The sequence below is a fragment of the Thioalkalivibrio sp. genome, from assembly GCF_041685615.1.
GTDB lineage: Bacteria > Pseudomonadota > Gammaproteobacteria > Ectothiorhodospirales > Ectothiorhodospiraceae > Thioalkalivibrio.
Genome location: NZ_JAWLFK010000037.1, coordinates 1 through 18,667 on the forward strand (window position 1 = coordinate 1; position 18,667 = coordinate 18,667).

Sequence of the window (18,667 nt, forward strand, 5' to 3'; positions counted from 1 at the left end):
GGACGCCCTGTTCGAGATCACCCGCAAGGGCCTGGGACTGGTGATCGTGGCCGGCGCCGACGACGAGATCCAGGGCGTGTTCACCGATGGCGACCTGCGGCGCACCCTGGATGCCGGGCACAGCCTGGACGGCCTGACCATCGGCGAGGCCATGACCACCGGCGGCCACACCGCGCAGCCCGACTGGCTGGCGGTGGAGGCCCTGGAGACCATGGAGACCCGGCGCATCAATGCCCTTCCGGTCACCGACGCCGGAAACCGCCTGGTGGGCGTGATCAACATGCACGATCTGCTGCGCGCCGGGGTGGCCTGATGAACCTGGACGCCGCAACCCTGCAGACCCGCCAGCAGGCCGTTCGCCTGCTGATCCTGGACGTGGACGGCGTGATGACCGACGGCAGTCTGTTCCTCGGCGACGCCGGCGAGCAGTACAAGGCCTTCAACAGCCGCGACGGCCACGGCATCCGCCTGGCGCTGTACGGGGGCATCGAGATCGCCGTCCTGACCGGGCGTACATCCGGGGTCGTCGAGCACCGCATGCGCGACCTGGGGGTGGAACACCTGATACAGGGCCGCCGCGACAAGGGCGAGGCCCTGCATGAACTGCTGCAGCGCACCGGCCGCGAACCCGCCGAGGCGGCCTTCATGGGCGACGACATCGTGGACCTGCCGGCGATGCGACGGGTTGGACTCGGAATTGCCGTCGGCGATGCCCACCCGCTGGTACAGCACCACGCCCAGTGGGTCACCGAGGCGCCTGGCGGACGCGGGGCGGTACGCGAGGCCTGCGAGGCGCTACTGGCCGCACAGGGCCGCCTGGACGCCCTGCTCGAGACCTACCTGAACGGATGAATCACTGGATGCACAGCGGATTCGCACTCGTTCTGGCGCTCCCCCTTGCGCTGCTGATGCTCATGGCCGCTCCCCGGGCCGCGGCCGAGGTGAGCCCACCCGAGGGCGAGGTGACGCTGCAGATCGACGGCTTCACCCTGCACGCCACCGGCGAAGACGGGGAACAGACTCATCGCCTGCAGGGCACCCGCCTGCGCGAGTTCGGCCGCGACGGTCCCCAGTGGGTAGACGATCCGGACCTCGACCTGTTCGCCGACGGCGGCATTGAGTGGCGCTGGACCGCCCCGGCTGCGCTGCACCGCCCGGCCGACGAAACCCTGGATCTGGTCGGACCCACCCACGGCGTCCAGCCGGCCCGAGGCGAGCGCGTACAGACCGTGATCGACTCGCGGGACGTGCGCATCGCCACGGACACGATGGTCGCCATCTCGGATGCCCTCTCCACCCTGGACCAGCCGAGCCTGTTCCAGCGCGGCACCGGCCTGCGCGTGGACTCGCGAGCGGATACCATAGAGCTATTCCATGACGTCTACTCGCTCTACAGCGAGACGAGCGAGGAGGATCCCGCGCATGACCCCGAATCTCCATAGCCGCCGCCTCCCGGCCCTCCTTGCGGCGGCCATCCTGCTGCCCGCCTTGCCTGGCGCACCGGTGCAGGCCCAGCAGGATTCGGGCCCGCCACTGCCGGTAGAGATCACCTCCGACCGCGCGGAAATGGACGAACGCCAGGGGCTGGGAACCTACACCGGTGACGTCATCGTGATCCGTGGCGAAATGACGCTGGAGGCCGACAAGGTCTACGTGCGCACACGCGACCGCCGCCCCTACGAAATGGAGGCCCACGGTGAGCCGGCGCGCCTGGAATCGCCCGATCCCGAAACCGGGGAGATGCGGATTGCCACGGCGCTGCAGATCGACTACCTGCTGAACGAGGACCGCATGATCCTCACCGACCAGGCTCATGTGATTACCGCCAGCGAAGAGGCGCGCGGCAAGCGCATCACCTACGACCTGAACACCGACGTGATCGAGGCCGAACGCGGCGAGGGCGACGGCGAGCGCGTACGCATCACCATACAGCCGCGCGAGGACGAATGAGCGCCGCAGCCTCCAGCCCGGCCAAAACAGCGGCGCACACGCGCGACCGCCTGATCGGGCGTGAACTGACCAAGCGCTACGACCAGCGCACGGTGCTCGACCAGGTGGACGTCGACCTCGCGCCCGGCGAGGTGGTCGGCCTGCTGGGCCCGAACGGCGCGGGCAAGACCACCTGCTTCTACAGCCTGGTGGGGCTGATCCGCCCCAACGCCGGGCGCATCACCCTCGGCAAGCGCGACATCACCCGCGCCCCCATTCACGTGCGCGCGCGCGCCGGCCTGGGCTACCTGCCTCAGGAGGCCTCGATCTTTCGCCGCCTGAGCGTATGGGACAACCTGCAGGCCGTACTGGAGTTGCGCCCTGGACTGGATCGCCACGAGCGCCGCCGCATCGGCGACGCACTGATCGAGGAATTCCAGCTCGAGACCGTGCGCCATAGCCCGGGCATCGCGCTCTCCGGCGGCGAACGCCGCCGCGCCGAGATCGCCCGCGCCCTGGCCGGGGACCCGCAGTTCATCTGTCTGGACGAGCCCTTCGCCGGGGTGGATCCGATCTCCGTGGGTGACATCCAGGACGTGATCCGGCATCTCGCCCAGCGCGGGATCGGCGTACTGATCTCCGATCACAATGTGCGCGAGACTCTCGGCATCTGCCACAGGGCCTATATTCTGAGCGAGGGGCGCCTGCTCGCCACCGGGACACCGGACGAACTGCTGGCCGATCCCCAGGTACGCCGGGTCTATCTCGGCGAGAACTTCCGCCTGTGATCCCGGCCCGCACACCATTCAGGCCGGTGCACAAGGCACGAGGCAGGATTTAAGATCTCCTTATGGTCATCCTCGACCCGAATGTCCGATGCTGAAACCCGGCCTGAATCTGCAGCTGGGTCAGACGCTCACCATGACCCCGCAACTGCAGCAGGCGATCCGCCTGTTGCAGCTGTCCACGCTCGAGCTCCAGGTGGAGATCCAGCAGGCACTGGAGAGCAACCCCATGCTGGAACAGGTCGAGGACGAAGAATCCGAGGCCGACACCGAGCGCCTGAACCAGGACGGCGAGCTGGTGGAAGGCGATCGCATGGAGGCGACCACCACCAGCGACGAGGTGATCCCCGAGGAACTCACCACCGACAGCCGCTGGGACGACATCTACGAGCCGGCTCCCACTCCCAAGGGCGTGGACGACCGCGACCCGCTGGAAAATACGAGCGACGACGACGGCGAAGGCCTGCAGGACCACCTGCTGTGGCAGCTGCACCTGAGCCATCTGACCCCACGCGACCAGCGCATCGGCGCGGCCCTGATCGACGCCATCAGTCCCGACGGCTATCTCGACGGCGACCTCGAGACCCTGGCCGAGACCATCAGCCGGGGCGAGGACGAGCCGGTGGGCGTGGACGAGGTCGAAGCGGTACTGCACTGGATCCAGCAATGCGACCCACTGGGCGTGGGCGCGCGCGACCTGCGCGAATGCCTGGAGATCCAGCTGCGCGAACTGGCCCCGGACGCCCCGGCCCGCGACGCCGCACGGGCGATCCTGGAACATGGCATGGAGAGTCTGGGCAAGCGTGACTACAAGGCCCTGCAACGCCAGTCCGGGGTGCGCGACCCGGACGAACTGGCCCGCGCACTGGACCTGATCCGCACCCTCAATCCGCGCCCCGGTGCACAGATCAGTGCCGCCACCTCGGAATACGTGGTACCGGATGTCTACGTGCGGCATACCCCCGAGGGCTGGCGGGTGGAGCTGAATCCGGAAATCGCACCGCGCATCCGCATCAACGATCTTTACGCCGGCATGGTTCGCCAGGTTTCGGATGCCCGCGACAGCGCCTTCATGCGCGACCAGTTGCAGGAGGCCCGCTGGTTCCTGAAAAGCCTGCACAGCCGCAACGACACCCTGCTGCGGGTCGCCGAGGCCATCGTTCATCGACAGCAGGGCTTCCTGGAGCACGGCGAGGTCGCGATGCAGCCGCTGATCCTGCGCGACATCGCCGAAGTCCTGGAGATGCACGAATCGACCATCTCCCGGGTGACGACCCAGAAATACATGCACACCCCCCGCGGGGTTTTCGAGTTCAAGTATTTCTTTTCCAGCCACGTCGGCACCAACGATGGCGGCGAGTGTTCCGCCACCGCCATCCGTGCCATGATTCGAGAATTGATCGACGACGAACCCCCGAACAAGCCGCTCAGCGATGCCCGCCTCGCCCAGGTTCTGGCGGACCGGGGCATCAACGTGGCGCGTCGCACCGTGGCGAAGTACCGCGAGGCGATGCATATCCCTTCATCCAGCGAACGCCGGCAGATGGCCTCGATGCCCACCGGCAACAAGTGACCAAGGAGTCCTGACCATGCAGATCAACCTGACCGGCCACCACGTGGACCTCACCGACGCCCTGCGCGACTACGTCAACGAGAAGTTCACGAAGCTGGAGCGCCACTTCGACAAGGTCATCGATGTCCACGTCGTGCTGACCCACGAGAAGACCCAGAACCAGCACAACATGGCCGAGGCGAACCTCCAGGTCAGCGGCAACCACATCCATGCCGAGGCCTCCCACGAGGACATGTACGCCGCGATCGACGCCCTCATCGACAAGGTCGACCGCCAGCTGATCAAGCACAAGGAAAAGGTCAAGGACCACCACCGCGCCGAAGGCGCCCAGCGCAACCGCGAGCAGGCCTCCTGACCCATGGGCATCGCCGAGCTGATCACCGCCGAGCGCATCGCGCTGGAGCCCGAATGCTCCAGCCAGAAGCGGGCCCTCGAGACCCTGGCCGAACTCCTCGCCGCCGGCGATGAGGGCAACGGGCCAGGGAGCGGCGCGATCTTCGAGGCCCTTTCGGCACGCGAAAAGCTGGGCTCCACCGGGCTCGGCCATGGGGTTGCGATTCCCCACGGCCGCCTGGCCGACCTCGAGGCGCCCCGGGTGGCCGTGCTGCGTCTGGAGAGCGGCGTCGACTTCGACGCCATGGACCACGAACCCGTCGACATCCTGATCGCCCTGCTCGTCCCGGAGGCCGCCACCAGCGAACATCTCGACCTGCTGGCCCAGCTCGCCCGGGGGCTTTCTCAGCCGGACACCATTGCCGCCCTGCGCCGGGCCGGGAATGCCGCCAGCCTGGAACAGGAACTCGTCCGCCGCTTCCGCGAGGCCTGATCCTTGCAACCCTCAGTCAACCGTCATCCCGGACCGCACCGGACGTCCTCATGAACGAGGCACTGGGCGAAGGCGGGATCGCCCGCGACATCAACGTGGAGAGCCTGATCCAGGCAATGGGAAATCGCCTGGATCTGCGCTTTGTCCACGGCGAGCATGCCGCCGCCGACCGCAAGCTGGTCGGCGAGGATGGCGATGACCTCCCCCTGGCCGGTCACCTCAACCTGATCCGGCCCAACCGTATCCAGGTCATCGGGGACTTCGAGGCCCGCTACATCTCCGGCCTCAACGACAGCCAGCGCAACGACCTGATCCTGGAAATGGCCCGCACCGGGACCACCGCGGTGATCTTTGCCGAGGACACCTGCCCGTTCTCGGAGATGCCGGATGCCCCGCAGGAGGCGTTGCCGCTGATCCTGTGTTCCAGCACCAGCAGCCACGAGATCATCTCGCTGCTGCGCTACTTCCTCCAACAGCGCCTGGCCCATTTCGAGGTACGCCATGGCGTATTCATGGAGATCCTCGGGATCGGAGTGCTGATCAGCGGTGCATCCAGCGTCGGCAAGAGCGAGGTGGCACTGGAATTGATCTCGCGCGGACACCGCCTGATCGCCGACGATGCCCCTGAATTCGCGCGCATTGCGCCCGATATTGTCCGAGGTCACTGCCCGGCGTTGCTCCAGGACCTGCTCGAGGTGCGCGGGCTCGGGGTCCTGAATATCCGCGCGATGTACGGCGACTCGGCGATCAAGGGCGGCAAGTACCTGCGGCTGATCATCGATCTGCGCGACCACGGCGAACCCTCGCCGGTCCCCGACGACCGGCTCAACGGGCGCCGGGGCGAGATCGACATCCTCGGGCTGCGGATTCCACTCATCAGCCTCCCGGTCGCTCCGGGTCGCAACATCGCAGTGATGATCGAGGCCGCCGTGCGCAATCACATGCTCCACATGCAGGGCTACATCGCCGGGGATGACCTGCGGGCCCGCCAGCGGCGCCAGATGAGCGGCGAGGCCGAGGAACCGCCCTACCACCGTGCGGTCCCCGCCACCACGGTCCCCAACCCGGATCCGGAGGGCTGACGCGGACATGCGTCTGCTGATCGTCAGCGGTCTCTCCGGCTCGGGCAAGACCGTGGCCCTGCACACCCTGGAGGATGCCGGCTATTTCTGCGTGGACAACCTTCCCCTGCCGCTGCTGCCGGACCTGATCAGCCAGGTACGCCAGGGCCCCTATGACACCGAGGGCGACCGCCACCTGGCCGTCGGCGTGGACGTTCGCAGCGGACTGGAGGCGCTGGAGGGGTTCGCGGGTCTTCTCGCCCAGCTGCGGACCGAGGGGGTCCAGGTGGAGGTGCTGTTCCTGCAGGCCTCCAGCGAGGTCCTGTTGCGGCGCTACCATCTGACCCGGCGGCGCCATCCGCTGGCGCGCGACGGGGTGCCGCTGGTCGAGGCCATCGATCGCGAACGCGAGTGGCTGGGCCACGTGGCAATGGAGGCCGACCTGACGGTGGACACCTCGCGGCTGTCGATGCACGACCTCGCCCGCACCCTGCGCGACCGTATGGGCGAGCGCGGGGAGCACGAACTGTCGCTCCTGTTCCAGTCTTTCGGCTTCAAGCACGGTGCGCCCCTGGACTCGGACTTCGTGTTCGATGTGCGCTGCCTGCCCAACCCGCACTACGAACGGGACCTGGCCGGGCTCACCGGTCGCGACCAGCCGGTATGCGACTTCCTCGAGGGACACGCGGAGGTCGCAGCCATGTTCGACAGCGTCCAGGGCTTCCTCTCGCAGTGGCTGCCGCGCCTGGTGGATGACCACCGAAGTTACGTAACGGTGTCCATCGGCTGCACCGGCGGGCAGCACCGCTCGGTGTACCTGGTCGAGCGCCTCGCGACGGCGTGGCGGGATCGGGAACATGTTACTGTTAGCATCCGTCACCGCGAGCTGGCCAAGCAGTAACTACTGGACGCGGGCAATAGCCTTTCTGGAACCCGCAATCGGAGCAGATCCATGGGCGTTGGTCTCATTCTGATCACGCATCAAAACCTGGGCGAAACCCTGTTGCAGACCGCGCAGAGCATGCTCGGAGGCCTGCCCGAGGACTGCGAGTCCATGGCGATGTCCCAGAACGACGATCCGGACGAAGTCCTGAACCGTGCCCGCGAACGCCTGACCACCCTGGACAGTGGTTCCGGGGTGCTGATCCTGACCGACATGTTCGGATCCACGCCTTCCAACGTGGCCAGCCGCGTCGCCCGGGGCGCGAATGCACGCGTGATCGCCGGCATCAACCTGCCGATGCTGATCCGCGTGCTCAACTACCAGCATCTCCCCCTGACCGAGCTGGTCAACAAGGCCCTTTCGGGTGGCCACGACGGGATTCTTCTCTGTGACCAGGAGTGCAGCGATGCCGCAGCGCGTAGTCCCCATCGTTAACCGCCTGGGGATGCACGCGCGCGCAGCGGCCAAGTTTGTCAGCCTGGCCAGCCAGTACGCCGCGGACGTCACCGTCTCCCGCAACCGGCAGGAGGTCAACGGCAAGAGCATCATGGGCGTCATGATGCTGGCGGCCGCCCAGGGCAGCGAGATCACCATCGAGGCCGAGGGCGAGGATGCGTCAGAGGCCCTGGACGCGCTGACCGAGTTGGTCGCCGACCGCTTCGGCGAAGAGGCCTGACCCCCTACTCTCGCACGGTCACCTCGCCGCGCCGGTGACGGTGCAAGTTCCTGCAGGTCGCTAGCCCGGCCACGCCCCGGGATCGGAAGCCTCCGCCGCCAACCCCTCGAATCCGACCTGCGCGAGCTTGCGCTCGGCCAGGCGCACGGCGGTGGTCAGCGCCTGCTCCGGCGGTTGCCCGGAAACCAGCGCATGGATCAGGCCGGCATTAAACGTATCCCCCGCCCCCACGCTGTCGACCACCCGTAGGCCGGATATCGGCGCACAATGGTAGATCGCGCCGTGCGTGGCCATCCACGCCCCGGCACTTCCGGCGGTGACCGTCAGGATGCGGTCGGGGAACTGCGCGGCCAAGTGTTTCAGCGCCGCCTCGGGACTGTCCGCAATGTCCGCGGCCCAGTCGCGCGAAAGCATCAGGACATCGGCGTAATCCAGGCATGCCTCCAGACCGGGACGGCTTTTCTCCAGCTCCAGGGACAGCGGCTGATCGAAGATGCTGTCCCGAGCCGCACGCAGGATCGAGGCAAGGGCCTCCGGGTTGCGCCCTTCGAAATGCAGCCAGTCGTATTCCGGCCAGGGGACGGCTGCGACGTCCGCTGTCGCGAGCTCGGGCAGATCGCGATGGTGCACGATCGTGCGGCTGCCGGTGGCCCGCGAGCGCAGGATGTGCGAGGTCGGCGTGGTACCTGGCCGCCGCACGCAGTGGCGAAGATCCAGGCCTCGCGCTTTGAGCTGGTCCATAAGGACATCGCCGGTTGCACCCGCGGCCATCACCGCGGCCAGTCCCGGCCGGTGTCCGAGCTGGGCGAGGATCGCGGCGGTATTGGTCGCATTGCCCCCCGGCTGCGTCGTGCTGGCGAGCGCCCGGACCTCGTCGTCCTCGGCCGGATAGGCCTCGACATCGAAGGTATGATCCAGCGTGACAATGCCAGTGGCGAGGATCCGTGCCATATCGACTCCCTTGGTCAAGGAGCGCCATTCTGGCGGTTCGCGTGGCATCCGTCATCTGTGGGCGGGCCCCGTTATTCGTCATCCGCGAATGCTCCTGCGACAATGGTTGCTCCGCCCCAGGAGGCCCGACCTGTATGGCCACGTTCCCCTCTCCAGAATCCGCCGAAGCCGCGTTCTACGAGGCCTTTCAGGCTGGCGACGCGCAAGGCATGCGCGAGGTCTGGCACGACAGCACCGAATGCGTCTGCATCCATCCCGGGGGAGAACGCCTGCAGGGCACGGACGTCATCCTCGAGAGCTGGGACGACATCCTTCCCGGCATGCGTGGCGTCATCGTCCACCGTACCCAGGTCACCGCCATCGCGGGTGATGACCTGATCGTCCATGTCCTGCGGGAAAACCTGTACGTCCACGGCGAACGCCGTGGCGTCATGCTCGCGACCAACGGCTACCGTCAGGTCGGTGACAGCTGGCGGATGGTGCTCCACCACGCCAGCCCGGACCCGGAGCCGACAGCAGAATGGCCCACCGGGGGAATGCACTGATGCCGGGAGACATTGAGCGCTGCGTCGAGGACTACTACGCCGCTTTCCGCGCGGCCGACATCGAACAGATGATGCGCCTGTGGGGCGAACGCCCGGACATCGTCTGCATCCATCCGGGCAGCCCGCGTGCCCACCGGGGCGTGGCGGAGGTCCTGGAGAGCTGGCTGCTGGTCTTTGCACGCGAACTGAACATCGGCATCGAGCCGAAGATCGTGGGTCGCCACGAAACCGGGGAGATCATCAGCGTGGTCATCGAGGAGGCGATCACCCGCCCGGGCGACGTCACGCCGACCGGGACGATCCTGATCAGCCAGACCTGGCGCTGGCTGGACGATCGCTGGCGCATCCTGTTCCACCACGCCTCGCACGGACGTCGTTCGCCACCGTCCCAGGACGGCACATTCGTCCCTAATGGCGGCGGCAGCACCCGCCATTAGCAGCCTTCACCACAAACGCCCGCACAGGGTCCGAAGGTCAAGGGAGATTCACAGGAAGTTGGGAAGGCAGAAAGGACTGCTTGTTGAGTAATGAGATGGCGATCCCAGTGGCATTACTCCACTTCCAATCTTCCTATCTTCCTGTTGCGGCTCGTTATTACGTGGCTTCGTAGTCAAATTAAAGACTAACCGTCGGAACGGGGCTGGCACAGGTCGGGACGCTGCACCTGGAGGGCGGAGCACACGCCCTTGACGGCGTCGCGCACCCGCCGCCCCTTGCCCTCGAGGGTCAGGCTGGCGATTTCCTGGTACAGCGGGTCGCGGGCCTCGAACAGCTCCTGCAGGCGCGCCTTCGGGTCCGCCGCCTCCGCGATCAGCGGGCGCTTCCGGTTGCGCCGGGTACGCCGGAACTGCTCCTCCACCGGCACCCGCAGGTAGATCACGAACTGGTCGCGCAGGCGTTCGCGGTTTTCCGCGCGCTCGACGACCCCGCCACCGGTGGCAATCACCGCCCCCTCCTGTTCCAGGAGCGACTGCAACATGGCCGTCTCGCGCTTGCGAAAGCCCGCCTCCCCCTCGAACTCGAAGATGGTCGGGATATCCACGCCGGTGCGCCGCTGGATCTCCTGATCGGTATCGAAGAACGGCCGGCGGAGCAATCCCGCGAGGCCGCGCCCGATCGTGCTCTTGCCGGCCCCCATCGGGCCTACCAGTACGATGTTCTGCATGAACGCCAAGGCTACTGGCTGGAACATTCAAAGAAAAGCCGGGGACAGGCCCCGGCTTCCAGGCTCGGTCGAGCCGGGCGCAACCACCCGGCCGTACACCACGTGCTCACTCGAGTACGCGGGGGGTCACGAAGATCAGCAGCTCGGCCTTCGAGTTCTCAGTGGAATTGTTGCGGAACAGGTTTCCAAGGAACGGGATATCCCCGAAGAACGGCACCTTCTCGAGGTTGGTACGGCTGTCGATCTCGTACACGCCGCCCAGCACGACAGTCTCGCCGTTACCGACAAACACCTGGGTTTCAACCTCCCGCTTGTTGATGCCCGGCACACCCAGGATCTCTCGCGCGCTGGGCTCGTCCTTGGTCACCAGGATATCCAGGATGACGTTGCCATTCGGCGTGATCTGCGGTGTCACCTCGGTGGACAACACGGCCTCGATGAACTGGGTCGAGGTTGCCCCGGAGGAGGTCGACTCCTGGAACGGAATCTCTTCACCCTGCTTGATCGTGGCAGTCTGGCCATTGGCGGTGATCACGCGGGGGCTGGAGATGATCTCGCCGCGGCCCTCCACCTGCAGGGCCGAAAGTTCCAGATCCAGCAGCACGCCGCTGCGCAGGATGCTGAGTCCTGCACTACCCGCATCACCCGAGGCCGGCAGCGAACTGTTGAGTCGGTCCCCAATGTCAACGTCTCCGATATTGCCACCACCACGCGAGCTATCCGCACCTTCGATGGTACCCCCCCCTCCGAGTTGAGTGTTGCCACGGGTTCGCCCACCGCTGATTCCGAAGCGGGCGCCCAGCTCACGGTTGAAGGTATCCTCGGCGACCACGATGCGAGTCTCGATCAGGACCTGCTGCACCGGGACATCGAGGGTCGACACCAGACGGCGGACGTCCTCGATACGGCTCTGGGTGTCCTGCACCAGGAGAGTGTTGGTGCGCGTGTCGATGGTGACGCTGCCACGCTCGGAGAGGAATTGCCCCCCCTCGTCGCTCTCAAGCATGGACGCGATCTGGTCGGCCTGGGCAAAGTTGATCTGCACAAACTCGGTGCGCAGCGGCTCCAGCTCCTGCCGATCACGCTCGGCCTCCATTTCCATGCGTTCGCGCGCCGCGATCTCCTCGCTGGGGGCGACGTACAGAACGTTGCCATCCATGCGCTTGTCGAGGCCCCGGGTCTGCAGGATAACGTCCAGCGCCTGATCCCAAGGCACGTTGTTCAGGCGCAGGGTGATGTTGCCGCCCACGGTATCGCTGACCACGATGTTCAGGTCGGTGAAGTCCGCCAGCAGCTGCAAGACGGAACGCACCTCGATGTCCTGGAAATTCAGCGACAGGCGTTCGCCCTCGAATTCCTGCTCCTCGCGGGCGCGGGCCTGGCGCTCGGCCTCGGAGATGGGCGCAACTTCCAGCACGAACTGGCGGTCACTCTGATAGGAAATGACCTCGTATTCGCCACGCGCCTCGACTTCCATACGCACCCGGTCACGCTCCGAAACGGTGTCGATGGTGTGAACCGGAGTGGCGAAGTCGACGACATCGAGTCGGCGCTCCAGGTCGTCGTCGATCATCGCGCGCGGGAAGGTCATCTCGATCCGGCCCGCCTGTTCGCGAACGTCGATCTCGGCACCCGAACGGGAAAGATCCACCTCGACGCGGCCCTCGCCTTCGCTCCCGCGACGGAAATCAATGCCCGTAATCTCCACGGGGCGCGCACTGCGGGTCGTGGCGGTCGGCTCACCTTCCCGCTCCACAACCTGCTCGGTGCGGGCATCCGCTTCGGAAACACCGCGCCCCAGCGTGAGGATCAAGTTGTTGCCTTCCACCCGGGTCTGGTACTCGGAGGCCTGGGTCAGATTAAGGACCACGCGGGTGCGGTCGCCAGCCTCGACCGAACTGGCGCGCAGTAAAGGGCCGACGTTGAGGTCCGTTTCGCGACTCGGGAGGGCATTCCCCACGTCGGGCAAGTCCAGGGCGATGCGCGGAGGCGAATCAATCGCAAAGGCCCGGACATCGGAGGGCGGGGCCTCCGAGAAGCGCAGGTTCACCTGCACCCGGTCCCCGCTCAGGCTACCGGCCCGGATCTCTTCCAGTTCGGTGGCAGCCACTCCCTGGGACACCAGGAACAGCAGGCCCGCAACGACCGTGCCGGCGAAAGCGCGCATGGAAGAACCCATGTTGAATCCCCTGTTGGTTGTGCCGACCCTGCGGCGAATGCTCGTCATCATGTTCTTCTCCCCCCAACCGCTATTCGGTCAGCGCCACGGAATTTTCCCGTTCCACATGGCCGCCGAAGGCATCCGGCACGATCTCGACCAGACGAATCTCCGTAGATGTGATCTCCACGATCTCCCCGTGGTTCTGGCCCATGTAATTGCCGACCGTCACGCGCTGAACCCCGCGATCCGGAGTCCGGACCAGGGCATAGCGCACCCCGTGCTGTTCCAGCGAACCGACCATTCGCAGCGAATCCAGGGGGAAACTCTCGAGGAACTCGCGCGGGCGATCGGTATCGATCTCCGCATCACCCGGCTGCCCCTCGGCTGCCGCCAGTTCCGGCTGGGCGATCACCGAGGAATCAAAGGGCGATCGGGTATGCCCCGGATAAAGATACGGCTCGTGCGGCTCCAGGGTCGGAATCGGCTCGATACCGCTGCCCGGACGTTCCTTGATCTCGGCGATGTACTGCTGGAGATCCCGGTTGTCCTGGGCGCACCCGGACAACAGGAAACCGCCCGCGAGGACCAGGACGGGCCACACCACCTGCATGGAAGAATGCTTCATCAGTTCTCCTCCAGGTAGCGGTAGGTCCGAGCGACCGCGTCCATCAGCAGGTCGTTGTCGGAATCGGCGGGCCGGATGTGCATGTTGTGCATGGTGACCACGCGCGGCAAGGCCGAGACCCCACTGACGAACTCCGCGAGGTCCTCGTAGTCACCACGGACCCGCAGGCGGATCGGCACTTCGGCGTAGAAGTCACGCCGGCTTTCCTCCCGCGGCTCGAACAGTTCGATCTCGAGGCCGGCCTGCAGCCCGGTCTGCGATATGTCCACCAGCAGGCTGGGGATCTCGGCACTGCTCGGCAGCAGCTCCAGCAGGGAGGCGAACATGCGCTCCATCTCCTCGAGCTGTTCCTCGTAGGCCTCCAGGTTGGCCGCACGCTCCTGCTTGTCCTCGAACTCGTCACGCAACTGCAGCTCGCGGCTTTCCGCGCGTTCGAGCTCCGTGCGTTGATCACCGATGAAGAGGTAGTAGGACAGGCCGAGGATGGCCAGGACAATCACGACCAGGATCAGGCCCTTGATGCCCCAGGAGGCCTCTCCGATGTTGTTGAAGTCGATCTGGTTGAGTTCCTTGAGATCCATCAGGAATCCCCCTCTTCGGCATCCGGCCGGGTCTGCGTGGCATCCAGACGGAAGTCACGCACCTGGAGGCGGCCCTCTTCCCGGGTCTCGATGATCTGCAGGTTGGAACTGCCCAGCCACGGAGAGGCGTCGATCTGGCGCATCAGCGCGGAGATCCGGGTGTTGGATTCGGAACGCCCGACCAGACGGACATTTTCGTCCTCCTGGCGAACCTCGTTGAGATAGAGGCCATCGGGCAGGGTCTCGACGAGCTGATCGAACAGGTGAACCGCCTCGGGGCGCCGCGCCTGCAGGGTCTGGATGACCTCCATGCGGGCGATCAGCGCCTCGCGCTGTTCGTCGAGGTCGCGGATCCGGGCGATCTGTCGGTCCAGTTCGCGGATCTCGCTCTCCAGTATCTGGTTGCGCGATTGCTGATGATCGATCAGCGAGCCCATGAAGCTGTATCCGGCGAATGCCAGGAGGACGCCGACCACGGCAGCGCCACCGACGGCGACAAAGAACTGCTTGCGCCGCTGTTCGCGGGCCTTCTCGCGCCAGGGAAGCAGGTTGATGTAAATCATGACGCATACCCCCGCATGGCCAGGCCACAGGCCGTCATCAGCGCCGGGGCATCATTGGCGAAGCGTTCCTGATTCACCCGTTTGGCCAGTGCCATGCCGCGGAACGGGTTCGCGATGGAAACCGGCGTACCGGCAGCCTCCTCGAGCAGCTCGTCCACGCCCGGGATGGCCGCACAACCGCCGCCGAGCAGGATGTGATCGATCGCGTCCTGCGGCCGGGTCACGTAGAAGTACTGCAGCAGCCGCTGGATCTGGTCGACCATGGTCTGCTTGAACGGCTCGAGGATGGAGCTCGCGTAGTCGGCAGGAAGATCTCCGCTCATCTTGGCGGAGCCGGCCTCCTGATAATTCATGCTGTAGCGGCGCATGATCTCCTCGGTGAGCATGCGCCCGCCGAAGTTCTGCTCCCGGGTGTAGACCACGCCCTCGTCCTGACTGACCACATAGACGGCGGTGACCGACGAGCCCACGTCGACCACCGCCACGATGGGCTTGCTCTCGCGATCGGGGACCTGTTCCATCAGGCGTTCGGCGGTGTGCTCGATGGCGTAGGCCTCGACGTCCACCAGCTCGGGGGTGAGCTTGGCGGCCTCGGCGATGGCCACCCGGGAATCGACGTTCTCGCGGCGCGAAGCGACCACCAGCACGTCGACCATCTGGGGATTCTTTTCGTTCTTGCCGAGCACCTGGAAGTCGAGGTTGACTTCCTCAAGGGTGTAGGGGATGTACTGATCGGCCTCCACGAAGACCTGGCCTTCGAGCTCCGCATCGCCCAGCGCGGCCGACATCTGAATCGTCTTGGTGATCACGGCGGAGGATGGGACGGCCATGGCGCAGTGCTTGAGCCGGGTGCCGGAACGCTTGACTGCGCGGGCGAGCGCATTGCCCACGGCCTCGGTGTCCTGACAGACCTTGTCGACCATGACCCCGTCGGGCAGCGGCTCGACCGCGAAGGCCTCGACCCGGTACCCCTTTCCCTGTCGCGCCAGCTCCAGCACCTTGACGGCTGCCGAGCTGATGTCCACGCCCAGGACCCCCTGTTTGGATTTTCCGAGACTCAGCACACATCCCCCTGTATACCCCAACGAAAGTAACTGGTAGCGTTACAATCACGTATGCTAGCTGGTTCACAATATACACCGCGACTTCAAGGTTGCAAGTCGCTTTGAATGCGACTTCTCATCTTGGCCTCACTTTTTTTGCTGTCATGAATCCGGTCCTGAAGATTATTACGGCGCTGCTGGCCCTGATTCTGGCAGCCGGAGTCGGCCTGTCCATCGCACTCGCCGCTCTGTATATCCATTACGCACCAACCCTCCCCGAGGCCGATGCCGTGCGTGACGTGCGCCTGCAGACACCGCTGCAAGTGCGCAGCGCCGACGGCCGCCTGATGGGCGAATACGCGGAGGAGCGCCGCATCCCGGTCCCGATCGACGCGATCCCGCAGCACGTGCGCGATGCCTTCATCGCCGCGGAAGACGAACGCTTCTATGACCACCCCGGGGTCGACGTCCTGGGGCTGGCCCGCGCGGCGCTCAACCTCGTATCCACCGGCGGCGAACGCAGCCAGGGTGGCAGCACGATCACCATGCAGCTGGCGCGCAATATCTTCCTCACGCGAGAGCGTACTTATGAACGCAAGCTGCGGGAAATCTTTCTGGCGATTCGCCTGGAACAGGAACTGGAAAAGGACGAAATCCTCGAGCTGTACCTGAACAAGATCTACCTGGGACAACGCGCCTACGGGATCGAGGCCGCCTCGCAGGTATATTTCGGCCGCTCGCTGGATGAGCTGGAGCTGGACGAGAGCGCCACGCTGGCGGCCCTGCCGAAGGCGCCGTCTACCACCAATCCAATCGCCAGCCCCGAACGCGCCGAGATTCGCCGCAACTACGTGCTGCGCCGCATGCTGGATATCGGGACTATCGACGAAGAGGCGTTCGAGACGGCGGTATCGCGCCCCGTGCTGTCCGAACGCCATACCGCGTCCACCGAGATCGACGCTCACTGGGTAGCGGAGATGGCGCGCCAGATGGTGGTAAACCTGTGGGGTGACGATGCCTATCGCCGCGGGCTGCAGGTACACACCACGATCGATTCCCGACAGCAGGAGGCCGCCAATCAGGCGCTGCGCGAGGGATTGCTGGAATATGACGAACGTCACGGTTTTCGGGGTCCGGAGATGCGCATTCCGGACGCGGCCATGGAAGACGCTGAAGCGCGCGAACGCGCGCTGCTGGCCATCGGGGTGCACGGTCGACTGCTGTTCCCGGCGGTGGTGCTGAAGGAGGAGGACGACGCCGGGGTTCTGCACGTGGACGGTGGCCGCATCGGCGAACAGCAGATCCTGCCGGAAGACCGCGAATGGGCAGACTCCCCCGAGCTCGAACGGGGCGATGTCATTCGCGTGCGGCCTTATATCGACGGCCGCTGGCGCCTGGCCCAGAAGCCCGAGGTGACCGGTGCCGTCATCGCCCAGGCGCCGGAGGATGGGGCCATTACGGCCCTGGCCGGCGGCTTCGACTTCTTCGAAAACCGCTACGACCGCACAACGCAGGCCCAGCGCCAGCCCGGCTCCGCCTTCAAGCCGCTGGTCTATGCGCTGGCGCTTCGCGAAGGCTACCGCCCGGAAGGGACGGTCATCGACGCCCCGATGGTGTTCAATGATCCGGCCCTGGGGGCCGAATGGCGCCCGCAAAACTACACCCGGCGCTTCCATGGCGAGACGACCCTGCGCGAGGCACTCGCCAATTCGCGCAACCTGGCGTCCATCCGCCTGCTGGATCGGCTCGGAACCGGCAATGTCCACCAGGAACTCGACCGCTTCGGGCTCGACCGCGAAAACCAACCGAACAACCTGTCCATGGTCCTGGGCACCGGTACGCTGACCCCGCTACAACTGAACAACGCCTATGGTGTGTTCGCCAGCGGCGGGCGCCTGAACAGCCCGTGGATCATCTCGCGGATCGAGACTGTGGACGGCGAGGTGCTCTATGAAGCCCCCACCGAACGCGCCTGCCCGGCTCCCTGTACCAGCCCGAAGGGTCAGGACCTGCCACTGGTCGCCAGCAGCGGGCCACTGCAGTACACCGACCCGGTCCCGGTCCTCGAACCCGGCGTCGCCTGGCAGATGGGCGACATGCTGCGCAGCGTCATCACGTCGGGAACCGGACGGCGGGCCATGGAACTGGGGCGGTCCGACCTGGCCGGCAAGACCGGCACCACCAACGACTACCGGGATGCGTGGTTCGCGGGGTTCAACGCAGACCTCGTCGCGACCGCGTGGATTGGCTTCGACGACAATCGGGAGCTCGGCCGGCGCGAAAGCGGCGGACGGGCGGCCCTGCCGATCTGGACCCGGTTCATGGGCAGCGTACTGGCCGACCAGCCGGAACACCCCCTGGAACGCCCCGACGATCTCGTACGCGTCTCCATCCTCCCCAATGGCCAGCGCGCACCCAGCGACGACACCCCGGGAACCACCAACCAGTGGCTGCTGCCGCACCAGATTCCCGAACGCGGGAACGTCATCCCCGGAGACGGGGGGAACGGCAGCGACAGCCAGCAACCCGAACTGGTGTTTTGATGGCCAGCCCCTCGCGCGTGCGTCAGGAGCTGGCACAGGAGGCCGCACGGATCATGCTCGACGACGGGATCCGGGACTTTGGTCTCGCCAAGCGGAAGGCCGCCGAGCACCTGGGCGTGGATGCCCGCCACGAGATGCCCGGGAACCTGGAGATCCAGGACGCGGCGATCGAACGCAGCCGGCTGTTTGCCAGCCCCGCCAGCCGCGCCGCCTACCGCGGGCGCCTCGAAGCTGCCCTCGTCGTGATGGAGCGCCTGCGGCATCTGGAGCCGCGTCTGGTCGGCCCCCTGCTCCAGGGGCTCGTCGAGTCGCAACCACTGATCAATCTCCACGCCTTCGCGGAGACGGTCGAGGAGGTGATCCTGGAACTGGGCGAACGGGGCGTCCACTGCGAGAGCGGAGAACGGCGCTACCGCAGCCGCCAGGGCCGCGAACAACGGATCCCCTTCCTCGCCTTTCGCGGTCCGGACGGCACCGATATCGAACTGACGGTGTTCCCGCTGGACGGCATGCGCCAGGCGCCGCCATCACCGGTAGACGGTCGCCCGATGGTGCGCGCCACCCGCGCGGACGTGGAGAGAATGCTCGAGGAGGCCAGCGCCGACGAGGCGCCGGTTACGGCGGACTAGATCGCCCTGCGGGACTCCGGGACTCCGGGACTCCGGGACTCCGGGACTCCGGGACTCCGGGACTCCGG

23 protein-coding genes are annotated in these 18,667 nt (G+C 66.1%); 16 read left to right on the forward strand and 7 right to left on the reverse strand.

The annotated features are described in order from the left end of the window. The 12 genes from ACESLR_RS08515 to ACESLR_RS08570 form a co-directional block, all read left to right on the forward strand. A partial coding sequence (locus ACESLR_RS08515; RefSeq protein WP_373054480.1) for a CBS domain-containing protein occupies positions 1 to 313 on the forward strand: 313 nt, incomplete at its 5' end. Next, entirely contained in the window at positions 313 to 852 is a 540-nt protein-coding gene (locus ACESLR_RS08520; RefSeq protein ID WP_373067017.1) for a KdsC family phosphatase, read from the forward strand. The genes ACESLR_RS08515 and ACESLR_RS08520, both read left to right, overlap by 1 nt. A gap of 8 nt (positions 853 to 860) precedes the next feature. Continuing rightward, complete coding sequence (lptC, locus tag ACESLR_RS08525) at positions 861 to 1,442, forward strand: LPS export ABC transporter periplasmic protein LptC (protein WP_373025416.1); 582 nt, start codon at positions 861 to 863, stop codon at positions 1,440 to 1,442. Beyond that, the gene (gene lptA / locus ACESLR_RS08530; protein ID WP_373025417.1) at positions 1,423 to 1,950 is read left to right on the forward strand and encodes a lipopolysaccharide transport periplasmic protein LptA; all 528 of its coding nucleotides are present in this window, start codon (positions 1,423 to 1,425) and stop codon (positions 1,948 to 1,950) included. Before lptC ends, lptA begins: the two co-directional genes overlap by 20 nt. Next, the gene (gene lptB, locus ACESLR_RS08535; protein ID WP_373025418.1) at positions 1,947 to 2,717 is read left to right on the forward strand and encodes an LPS export ABC transporter ATP-binding protein; all 771 of its coding nucleotides are present in this window, start codon (positions 1,947 to 1,949) and stop codon (positions 2,715 to 2,717) included. The genes lptA and lptB overlap by 4 nt, the downstream gene beginning before the upstream one ends. Positions 2,718 to 2,805: 88 nt before the next feature. Then, positions 2,806 to 4,287, forward strand: coding sequence for an RNA polymerase factor sigma-54 (locus ACESLR_RS08540; protein WP_373025419.1), 1,482 nt, complete (start codon positions 2,806 to 2,808; stop codon positions 4,285 to 4,287). Positions 4,288 to 4,303: 16 nt separating this feature from the next. Further along, a complete protein-coding gene (hpf, locus tag ACESLR_RS08545; RefSeq protein ID WP_373025420.1) occupies positions 4,304 to 4,642 on the forward strand; it encodes a ribosome hibernation-promoting factor, HPF/YfiA family in 339 nt (112 codons plus the stop codon). Between the two features lie 3 nt (positions 4,643 to 4,645). After that, positions 4,646 to 5,113, forward strand: a complete 468-nt coding sequence (locus tag ACESLR_RS08550; protein ID WP_373067021.1) for a PTS sugar transporter subunit IIA — start codon at positions 4,646 to 4,648, stop codon at positions 5,111 to 5,113. 50 nt (positions 5,114 to 5,163) lie between these two features. Further along, positions 5,164 to 6,195 carry an HPr(Ser) kinase/phosphatase gene (gene hprK / locus ACESLR_RS08555; RefSeq protein ID WP_373025422.1) on the forward strand — a complete coding sequence of 344 codons (1,032 nt, stop codon included), beginning with the start codon at positions 5,164 to 5,166 and terminating at the stop codon, positions 6,193 to 6,195. A 7-nt stretch (positions 6,196 to 6,202) separates the two neighbouring features. Continuing rightward, positions 6,203 to 7,075: an RNase adapter RapZ gene (gene rapZ / locus ACESLR_RS08560; RefSeq protein WP_373025423.1), complete on the forward strand. Its 873-nt coding sequence runs from the start codon at positions 6,203 to 6,205 to the stop codon at positions 7,073 to 7,075. A gap of 51 nt (positions 7,076 to 7,126) precedes the next feature. Further along, positions 7,127 to 7,552 carry a PTS sugar transporter subunit IIA gene (locus ACESLR_RS08565; RefSeq protein WP_373025424.1) on the forward strand — a complete coding sequence of 142 codons (426 nt, stop codon included), beginning with the start codon at positions 7,127 to 7,129 and terminating at the stop codon, positions 7,550 to 7,552. Continuing rightward, positions 7,524 to 7,793, forward strand: a complete 270-nt coding sequence (locus ACESLR_RS08570) for an HPr family phosphocarrier protein (protein ID WP_373025425.1) — start codon at positions 7,524 to 7,526, stop codon at positions 7,791 to 7,793. Before ACESLR_RS08565 ends, ACESLR_RS08570 begins: the two co-directional genes overlap by 29 nt. A 60-nt stretch (positions 7,794 to 7,853) precedes the next feature. On the opposite strand, the gene ACESLR_RS08575 is transcribed toward ACESLR_RS08570, so the two are convergent. Continuing rightward, the gene (locus ACESLR_RS08575) at positions 7,854 to 8,744 is read right to left on the reverse strand and encodes a PfkB family carbohydrate kinase (RefSeq protein ID WP_373025426.1); all 891 of its coding nucleotides are present in this window, start codon (positions 8,742 to 8,744) and stop codon (positions 7,854 to 7,856) included. Positions 8,745 to 8,878: 134 nt separating this feature from the next. Between ACESLR_RS08575 and ACESLR_RS08580 the strand changes: the two genes are divergently transcribed. Together ACESLR_RS08580 and ACESLR_RS08585 are read left to right on the forward strand one after the other, a co-directional pair. Beyond that, positions 8,879 to 9,289: a YybH family protein gene (locus ACESLR_RS08580; protein ID WP_373025427.1), complete on the forward strand. Its 411-nt coding sequence runs from the start codon at positions 8,879 to 8,881 to the stop codon at positions 9,287 to 9,289. Continuing rightward, on the forward strand, positions 9,265 to 9,726 hold the full coding sequence (locus ACESLR_RS08585) for a nuclear transport factor 2 family protein (protein ID WP_373025428.1): 462 nt from the start codon (positions 9,265 to 9,267) through the stop codon (positions 9,724 to 9,726). The genes ACESLR_RS08580 and ACESLR_RS08585 overlap by 25 nt, the downstream gene beginning before the upstream one ends. A 185-nt stretch (positions 9,727 to 9,911) precedes the next feature. On the opposite strand, the gene ACESLR_RS08590 is transcribed toward ACESLR_RS08585, so the two are convergent. The 6 genes from ACESLR_RS08590 to ACESLR_RS08615 form a co-directional block, all read right to left on the reverse strand. Next, positions 9,912 to 10,454 (reverse strand): shikimate kinase, encoded by a 543-nt coding sequence (locus ACESLR_RS08590; RefSeq protein ID WP_373025429.1) that lies wholly within the window; start codon positions 10,452 to 10,454, stop codon positions 9,912 to 9,914. Between the two features lie 106 nt (positions 10,455 to 10,560). After that, positions 10,561 to 12,684 carry a type IV pilus secretin PilQ gene (gene pilQ, locus ACESLR_RS08595; protein WP_373067025.1) on the reverse strand — a complete coding sequence of 708 codons (2,124 nt, stop codon included), beginning with the start codon at positions 12,682 to 12,684 and terminating at the stop codon, positions 10,561 to 10,563. Positions 12,685 to 12,703: 19 nt separating this feature from the next. Continuing rightward, the gene (locus ACESLR_RS08600; protein WP_373025431.1) at positions 12,704 to 13,240 is read right to left on the reverse strand and encodes a pilus assembly protein PilP; all 537 of its coding nucleotides are present in this window, start codon (positions 13,238 to 13,240) and stop codon (positions 12,704 to 12,706) included. After that, a complete protein-coding gene (locus ACESLR_RS08605; protein WP_373025432.1) occupies positions 13,240 to 13,821 on the reverse strand; it encodes a type 4a pilus biogenesis protein PilO in 582 nt (193 codons plus the stop codon). Before ACESLR_RS08605 ends, ACESLR_RS08600 begins: the two co-directional genes overlap by 1 nt. Next, positions 13,821 to 14,384, reverse strand: coding sequence for a PilN domain-containing protein (locus tag ACESLR_RS08610; protein WP_373025433.1), 564 nt, complete (start codon positions 14,382 to 14,384; stop codon positions 13,821 to 13,823). Before ACESLR_RS08610 ends, ACESLR_RS08605 begins: the two co-directional genes overlap by 1 nt. Then, positions 14,381 to 15,448 carry a pilus assembly protein PilM gene (locus tag ACESLR_RS08615; protein ID WP_373025434.1) on the reverse strand — a complete coding sequence of 356 codons (1,068 nt, stop codon included), beginning with the start codon at positions 15,446 to 15,448 and terminating at the stop codon, positions 14,381 to 14,383. The genes ACESLR_RS08610 and ACESLR_RS08615 overlap by 4 nt, the downstream gene beginning before the upstream one ends. 143 nt (positions 15,449 to 15,591) lie before the next feature. Here ACESLR_RS08615 and ACESLR_RS08620 point away from each other — a divergent pair, with 143 nt between their 5' ends. Together ACESLR_RS08620 and ACESLR_RS08625 are read left to right on the forward strand one after the other, a co-directional pair. Continuing rightward, a complete protein-coding gene (locus tag ACESLR_RS08620; RefSeq protein ID WP_373025435.1) occupies positions 15,592 to 17,970 on the forward strand; it encodes a penicillin-binding protein 1A in 2,379 nt (792 codons plus the stop codon). Further along, positions 17,970 to 18,599 carry a hypothetical protein gene (locus ACESLR_RS08625; protein WP_373025436.1) on the forward strand — a complete coding sequence of 210 codons (630 nt, stop codon included), beginning with the start codon at positions 17,970 to 17,972 and terminating at the stop codon, positions 18,597 to 18,599. Before ACESLR_RS08620 ends, ACESLR_RS08625 begins: the two co-directional genes overlap by 1 nt. The last annotated feature ends 68 nt before the right edge of the window (positions 18,600 to 18,667 follow it).